This window comes from Roseovarius marisflavi, assembly GCF_900142625.1.
GTDB classification, from domain to species: Bacteria; Pseudomonadota; Alphaproteobacteria; order Rhodobacterales; family Rhodobacteraceae; genus Roseovarius; species Roseovarius marisflavi.
In genome coordinates this window covers 1-7,484 of record NZ_FRBN01000051.1, presented here as the reverse complement: position 1 = coordinate 7,484, position 7,484 = coordinate 1, and the positions used below count along the sequence as shown (strand labels likewise).

The 7,484-nt window shown below is 54.4% G+C and carries 7 protein-coding genes and 1 pseudogene; all 8 read left to right on the top strand.

What is annotated here, in order from left to right:
• Positions 1-97 precede the first annotated feature (97 nt).
• The 8 genes and pseudogenes from BUB78_RS19515 to BUB78_RS19475 all read left to right on the top strand — a co-directional run bounded on the left by BUB78_RS19515 (position 98) and on the right by BUB78_RS19475 (position 7,286).
• A complete protein-coding gene (locus BUB78_RS19515) occupies positions 98-1,300 on the top strand; it encodes a benzoate/H(+) symporter BenE family transporter (protein ID WP_073201043.1) in 1,203 nt (400 codons plus the stop codon).
• A 702-nt stretch (positions 1,301-2,002) separates the two neighbouring features.
• Positions 2,003-2,515, top strand: a complete 513-nt coding sequence (locus BUB78_RS19510; RefSeq protein WP_073201041.1) for a fasciclin domain-containing protein — start codon at positions 2,003-2,005, stop codon at positions 2,513-2,515.
• 92 nt (positions 2,516-2,607) lie between these two features.
• Positions 2,608-3,192 carry an outer membrane protein gene (locus tag BUB78_RS19505; RefSeq protein WP_073201039.1) on the top strand — a complete coding sequence of 195 codons (585 nt, stop codon included), beginning with the start codon at positions 2,608-2,610 and terminating at the stop codon, positions 3,190-3,192.
• 719 nt (positions 3,193-3,911) lie between these two features.
• On the top strand, positions 3,912-4,577 hold the full coding sequence (locus tag BUB78_RS20180) for a DsbA family protein (protein ID WP_220084050.1): 666 nt from the start codon (positions 3,912-3,914) through the stop codon (positions 4,575-4,577).
• Between the two features lie 383 nt (positions 4,578-4,960).
• Positions 4,961-5,422, top strand: coding sequence for a thiol-disulfide oxidoreductase DCC family protein (locus BUB78_RS19490; RefSeq protein ID WP_073201036.1), 462 nt, complete (start codon positions 4,961-4,963; stop codon positions 5,420-5,422).
• Between the two features lie 130 nt (positions 5,423-5,552).
• A pseudogene (locus tag BUB78_RS21015) lies at positions 5,553-5,732 on the top strand (IS6 family transposase); the annotation flags it as partial.
• 275 nt (positions 5,733-6,007) lie between these two features.
• Complete coding sequence (locus BUB78_RS19480) at positions 6,008-6,712, top strand: IS6 family transposase (RefSeq protein ID WP_073201033.1); 705 nt, start codon at positions 6,008-6,010, stop codon at positions 6,710-6,712.
• A complete protein-coding gene (locus BUB78_RS19475; protein ID WP_073201031.1) occupies positions 6,669-7,286 on the top strand; it encodes a hypothetical protein in 618 nt (205 codons plus the stop codon). The genes BUB78_RS19480 and BUB78_RS19475 overlap by 44 nt, the downstream gene beginning before the upstream one ends.
• The last annotated feature ends 198 nt before the right edge of the window (positions 7,287-7,484 follow it).

The following is a 7,484-nucleotide window of genomic DNA, read 5'->3' as shown; positions in this document are numbered from 1 at the left end:
CTGGGCGTGCTGGACGTCACCCACAAGGGCCTGCATATCGAGGAGCTGGCCCCGGGCGTCACCCGCGAAGACATGATCGCCGCAACCGAGGCGACAATTGTCTGAGGTCACTGAAGTCCGGAGGGTCTTTTGGCGGGACATCTCCGCGACGGCCGCAGTGGCGGGGTTTCTGGCCGTGCTTGTGTCCTATGCTGGACCACTTTTGATCTACCTTCAGGCCGCCCAGGCCATGGATATGCCCACGGCGGTGTTTTCGTCTTGGGTCTTCGCCATCTCAATCGCCGCCGGTCTTTCTAGCATCACGCTGAGCGCGTGGTTCAGAGCCCCAATTGCGATGGCCTGGTCGGCGCCAGGAACCGTTTTGCTCATATCCATCGGGACAAGCCTCCCGCTTGGAGAAGTTGTGGGCGCCTATCTTCTGGTCGCAACGACTCTTCTCTTGCTTGGTCTCTCTGGATGGTTCGAGCGACTGATTGGCTTTCTGCCACCTGCCGTAACCAACGGCATGATGGCAGGCATCCTCTTTGGCTTTGGCCTAAAGGCGGCCCGCAGTCTGGCCACTGATCCATTCATCTTTGCAACCCTTCTGACAGCCTTCGTTGTTCTAAGCGTGATTATTCCGCGATACGCGCTCCTGTGCCTTGTCGGGCTGTCCATGATCTTGACTGCGACGGTCTATGACACACCGATTGGGCATGTTGACCTCTCGTTGGCCGCGCCCGGAACGGTTTTGCCAGAGTTTTCGATGGCCGCCATCCTTGGCCTGGCCTTGCCGTTGTTCATCACGACGCTTAGCGGACAGTTTCTTCCGGGCATGGCGATCCTGCGCTCGCATGGCTATGCCACATCGGCGCGCCCTATCCTTATTGTCGCAGGTGCCGCATCGCTTGTCGGAGCTTTCTTTGGCGGCGTGACGACCGCACTGGCCTCTATTACGGCGGCCTTTTGTGCTGGACCCGAGTGTCACGAGAATCCATCGCGCCGCTATATTGCGGGCGTCGCATGTGGCGTCTTCTTCTGCCTTGGGGGCATCTTTTCGGGTGCCATTGTTAACGTCTTGATCCTGCTTCCCTCGGCGATGATCTCGATTTTGGCGGGGCTTGCATTATTGGGGGCGATTCAGAAGAGCCTGTCGGATTTGATGATGTCGAATGATACTCAGGTCGGCCTGCTGACGTTTCTTGTCACGACATCCGGCGTAACTCTCGGAGGAATTGGTTCGGCTTTTTGGGGTGTTGTAGTCGGCCTCACATCTATGCAGGTAATCCGTTTCATTCGACGGGCCTTTATTTGTAGCTGACAGCAGACTCCGACGAATTCGTGGATCGAAGTTTATTTGAACCAATGGGCGCAGTACACCGAACGCCTCGCTGATGCAGGCTTTTAACCTCAAATCGGTATCGTTGGTGACAGCTAGGATAACGCGCAGCCAGCGACGATCACCGACCCTTTCAAAGCGGAAGTAATCTACAGGTTGGCACCATTGGAAACTGCAAATGCTGTCGAATTGGAAACTCTCAAATGACTGGATTGACTAAACAATCGCCGCCTCCTCGAAGCCATTAAGTATATCACACCTGCCGAAACAGAGGAGGCACACTGTGGAATCATGAACGCGCTCGATAAAGTCGCTTGAGAAAAACTAAAAAGTCTCCGGTAAAACCGGGGAGGTTCAATACAGCGCCGGTATGTTCTTTTAAAAGGCCGGGATGTGCCGTGAGTAGCCTTCAACACAATGGGCGGTTTCCGGACTTTCTCTGCAAGTGCAAGCAATTCATGGCTGCTCGTTGAAAGCCGACATCCATTCGGGCTTGAAACAGTGGTTTTCGCTGCCGCGCCGCAAGTCGGCTGTGAGCCCGAAGCGGAAGTGTCGCGAGCGAGGCGGTTTTCAGTCCAGCCCCGACCGCCCATGGTCGCGGACGCACTATCAATTGATCCGATTTGTCACAACCTTCGTATTATTGACATGCACTTATGCAGAGTAACAAAAAGGGAATACCCAATGAAGCTTTCCAGCACTCTCAAGGCCGCCGCATTTGCCGCTTGCGCCACAACTGCCGCCTCGGCCGATACCATTGTTGACATCGCCGCTGGCGACGAGCGGTTCTCGACCCTGGTTGCTGCCGTGACCGCCGCTGGTCTGGTCGAGACGTTGCAAGGCGAAGGTCCCTTCACAGTTTATGCGCCGATCAACGACGCCTTCGCCGCTCTGCCCGAGGGCACAGTCGAAACGCTGTTGCGGCCTGAGAACAAGGACCAGTTGACCAGCGTGCTTCTATATCATGTCGACGACCGCAACCTTCCGGCCGCGGGAATTCCTTTGGGCTCGAACTACTTCAAACCGGTTTTGGCATCCGAACGTCTGTGTATCACAAAGTCGTCGGATGGTGTGACGATCGCCGACGGCACCGGAGAGGTGGCTAATGTCATTATCGCCGACATAAAGGCCGATAACGGAGTGATCCACGTGATCGACAAAGTCCTGTTGCCCGGCACGCGCCCTGCCTGCCACTAACTTAGGCCCCATAACGGCACATGCCGTGCGCCTTGGCCAAAGCTTTTGATCACTTTTGCCGTGGCGCTAATGAAATGTGAAAGGACACTGAAATGTTTAAGACAACAACCGCTCTTGCGGCACTCACCGCTGTTCTGGCAGCACCTGTCTCTGCAGGTAACGTAGCTGAGCCCGCGCCCGAACCAGCAATCGTGGCCCCGGTGGCCCCGGCTAGCCCCAACTGGACCGGTTTCTATGTCGGCGGTCAGTTCGGCTATGGCTGGGTCGACACCGACCTTCCGGGCGTCAAGGGCGATGACATCATCGGCGGTCTGGTGGTTGGCTATGACTACGACCTCGGCAACAACTGGGTTGTTGGTGGCGGCCTTGATTATGACTGGGCCGATATCAAGCTCGCGCCAGGCATAAGCGTTGAAGAAGTCTTCCGCGCAAAACTGCGTGGCGGCTATAAAATCGGCAACGGACTTCTCTACGGCACCGGCGGCTACGCTTGGGCGGACACGGACAATGTGGGCGATGGAGATGGCTGGCTTATCGGCGGCGGATACGAGCACATGGTCTCGCAGAATATCTCGCTGGGTGCTGAGGTTCTTTACCACGAGTTTAACAACTTCGGCACTGTGAAGCCCGATGTTGATGCAACTACCGTTCAAGCGCGGGCTACTTTCCGCTTCTGATCGGAGCGTTATTCGATCATTATATTTAAGGTTAATAACGGGCGGTCTTTGGCCGCCCGTTATCATGCCGAATAAGGGAGGATTTCTGGTTCATCTTATTGATTAGGAAATCGAGATGAATAGGAAGCCCGGAACATCGAAAGACGCGGCTGACAAGCTGGTCAACAACATCCGCCGCAAGACCCGGCAGACCTACTCGGCCGAGTAGAAGATTCGCATTGTTTTAGCGGGCCTGCGGGGCGAAAGGCATGCGATGGCAATCGCTTAGATCCGGCGCCCAATCGTTGTTGTTTGATCTGCTGCAAGTCGCAGGCTCTGATCAGCAATACGGTCGCCTGAGATATGCATCTCAAATGGCACTTCCCGCCGCCCATAGCGGACATTGGTGGTGGGTGCAGCGAATGACAGCACGCCTAAGAAGGATCTTCGAGACTACATCCAACCGCCTCTCGACCAAACTTCTCCTTAGCGTTATTTCTTAGTAGATTGAACGGTTGCGCAAAAAAGGTGCCGCAGGTCACGCTTGTCGTCGGGTTCCCTTAATTGGAATAATAGACGATACTCGTAAGCTTGGTGCAAGGGATGCTCAAAATATGGACCGCACAGTGACAACAAGTCGTCCAAATTGGCAGCGTAGGGCCCTAATAGCAGGTGGTGCGGTCGCTCTTGTCGTTTGGGTGAAAGGCGCACCGCATTTGCTGTCATCTTTTGGTGACGAAATGGAATTTCAAAGCATCAACGGTCTCGAACCCTTTCGACGGCTGGTGGGAAAGGGATCTCCTGCAGCTTTAAGTGGTGGGGCCTTTGTAGGTCTTGATCGACCAGAACCCTCAACACCTGAAGATGAAACAATACTCCAGACGGTCAGGGATGACCCCTGTGCCGCTTTCTTTGGCCCGCGGCAAACTGAACCAGTGCCCGTTGCAATGTTTTCAGATTTCAGGTGCCCTATCTGCAAAAGGATGAACAAACGAATTGCTGAACTTCAAGCAGAGTCACCAGATAGCTTTCGCATCGTGCGTCATGAACTTCCTTTGTTGGGGGCAGCATCACGCACGGCGAGCCGAGCGGTGTTAGCTGCCGATCGTCAAGGCGCTTATCTAGAGATGCACGATCGACTTACTCGGACACCTGCAGTCACCGACGAAGCATTTGTTGGGAGTATCGCACGTGCCATCGGGCTGGATAGCGATCAACTTCTGCACGACATGAATTCCGAGGAGGTCGAACAGGAATTACGTATGACCCGAGCAATTGCCGATGTTTTCGGTTTCTATGGAACACCAGCCTTCGCAGTTGGCCGGACAGTGTTCCTTGGGTCGATCTCTACGTCATCACTCGAACGGTTGATTGCGCAGGAAACTGGAAACCCCTGTCAAACGTGACAAAGAAAATCTGCGCACCGCCGGTTTTCCAATTGCGGCGCACGGCAGCTTCGTCCGGAGGGCGTGTAACCTCGCCCGACCACATCTGCCTGAACTATCAAATCTAAGCTGAGCTTGTCGTGCTCGACCGGGAACAGATGATGCGTTGAACCACAGTATAGAGAATGCTGCTCCCGGTGCAGAGTTCGATACGTTAGTGCGGCCCGGCATAGGAGACATTCGTCGCAACCCCAAAATTGGGAGACGGATGAATTCACGCAACGCGGACGACGCTGCCATTATAGTTTGTACCGCCAAACTGGCATTTGCGGATCATGCTCGCCCACTGTTGTCGTTTCTTATGAAACGACGCATGCTGGGTCCAAAGAACTGTGGAGAGTAGAATGGCAGTACTTGCAGAGAGAATAGCCTATTCGTATCGAGAGGATCCAGCCGTTCCTGCCTTCGACGACAGTGGTCAAATAGCGGTCATGGACGGCGACTGCGCACTTTGCTCCTGGGGTGCGCGCACAATCGCGAAACTGGATAAAGCTGGGACGTTCCGCCTCTGCCCCGCCCAGTCAAAAACCGGCGATGCTCTCGTGCGTCATTACGGACTGGACCCGGTGGACCCTGAGACCTGGCTCTTTATCGAAGACGGGCAAGCATGGTCCGGTATGGAAGCGATCATCCGGATTGGCGAGCGCTTGGGCGGTGCAGCAAGGCTCGCCAGCCTGTTACGCGTTCTCCCGCGAGGGCTCCGCGAATGGATATATCGCCGTATAGCGCACAATCGGTATCGCTTCGGCAAGTCCGACATGTGCGCTACGCCCGACGATAAGCTGCGCCGAAGACTGATGACCTGAGCATTCCCGGGCGATCTACGCCAAGCGTTCAAAGGACCAATCTCGGCCCTGACCTGCCGTTCGACGGCATTCGGGCACTGTCAGAGCAAATTAGCTTGAGACGGGCAGGGCAGTTCCGTAGCCTCGCTGGATGACCAAACCTGATCCATTTCGTTATTTTAAAACGAGCCGTGAGATAAATCTTCTAGCGGTTATGCTGTATGTTCGTTTCCCGCTGTCGCTGCGCAATGTGGAAGATTTGCTCCACGAACGCGGCATCGAGGTGAGCCACGAGGCCGTTCGATTTTGGTGGCATCGGTTCGGTCCGATGACCTCGCAGCGGACCTTTTTGAGGCACCAGTCCCCGACTCCATTATGAGGCGGCATCGCCGACCTCGGAGAGAACCATGAACTCGATGAGACCGAAATACGCCCTTGAATTAACGACCGCAGATAGAGAACATTCGTCACCGGACTCTACGGTACGTCCTGTTCCGGGACATTTCTTCAGGAAAGTTGGTTGTCTTAGAGAGCGCCTCCTCCGCGCCTGGCGTTGTCAGAAAAAACCAGCTTGAGACGGGCAGTGGGGATTTGTAGCGTCTGGATATGAGCAAAGCTGATCCATTTCGCTATTTCAAAACGAGCCGTGAGATTATCCGCCTGGCGGTTATGATGTACGTCCGTTTCCCTCTGTCCCTTCGCAATGTAGAGGATCTGCTGCACGAGCGCGGCATCGATGTCAGTCATGAGGCTGTGAGATACTGGTGGCACAGGTTCGGTCCGATGTTTGCTTCGGAGATACGCAAACGGCGGATTGCCGGAATGAAATCCAGCCGGTGGCGGTGGCATCTGGACGAGATGTTCGTGAAGATCAATGGGGAGCGGCATTATCTATGGCGGGCTGTCGATCACGAGGGAGAAGTCCTGGAAAGCTTCGTCACGAAGACCCGTGATAAGAAGGCCGCGTTGAAATTCCTAAAGAAAGCAATGCGTAAGCATGGCCGCCCAGAAGTCATCGTCACGGACGGGCTGGCATCGCACGGGGCTGCGCTGAAAGAGATTGGCGTCGCAGACAAGCAGGAAACAGGCCGCTGGCAGAACAATCGAGCAGAGAATTCACATCTGCCTTTCCGAAGACGAGAACGGGCGATGCTCCGCTTCAGGCGCATGCGAAGTTTGCAGAAATTCGCCGCCGTTCACGCTTCCGTCTACAATCACTTTAATCAGGAACGCAGCCTCTCAACTCGAACGAATTTCAAACTCAACCGTGCCGCTGCTCTGGCTGAGTGGCGCGGTCTCGGTGCGGCATAGAGGCGGTCATATTGTACTTGCAGAGACCAGTTCGAATTGGTCTGACAGCACCCAGACGCGAACGTTCCCCGGTTTCAAACATCTAAAGATTGAGGACCGCAACCGAGATGGTTCTGGAGATTTCTACGCTTACTATCCGAAAATCTCCGGCGGTCAGACGCAAGAATTTGGTGCTTTTTTTGATTTGGCAGGTGATGGTAGCCCTGACTGGTTGGTTTTCTACGGTGGCAGTATTCTCGGGGAAGGAGGCGCGTTCAACATCGTGTACTGGAACCACCACATCATTGACCGAAATAATGACGGAAGGTTTGATACAGTCGTAATCGACTGTGTAGATATGGACGGAGACGGGAAGATTGAACCAGGTAGCACCGCTTGGTTTTATGATGCCAATTTCGATGGGAAGTTCGACTCTGCGCAACACATAGAGAAGGGGAAGGCAACTAAGATTCCGTTAAGAAATGGGCGCTTCGATTCCAAATCCCCATTAAGAACATTCCAAAATTTACGGACTGGTTCACCGTTCGGTAAGCTTTTCGACAATATTGCCCGAGACATTTCAGCACTACTTTAACGCTCTTAAGGTGCCAGAGGCGTCTTTGATCTGCTTGACCGCATGCGAATGGCAGAAAAGTCCCGCATTGTGTGAATTCGCCTATCAACTGATTTCGCAGTCGCAGCGAATGTCTTGTGTGGATGGCTCCTGCATAGCAAGACATTTTTGATCAGATTTGTGCATTTGTCAGAAGCAGTCATGTGTCCGGCCTGTTTG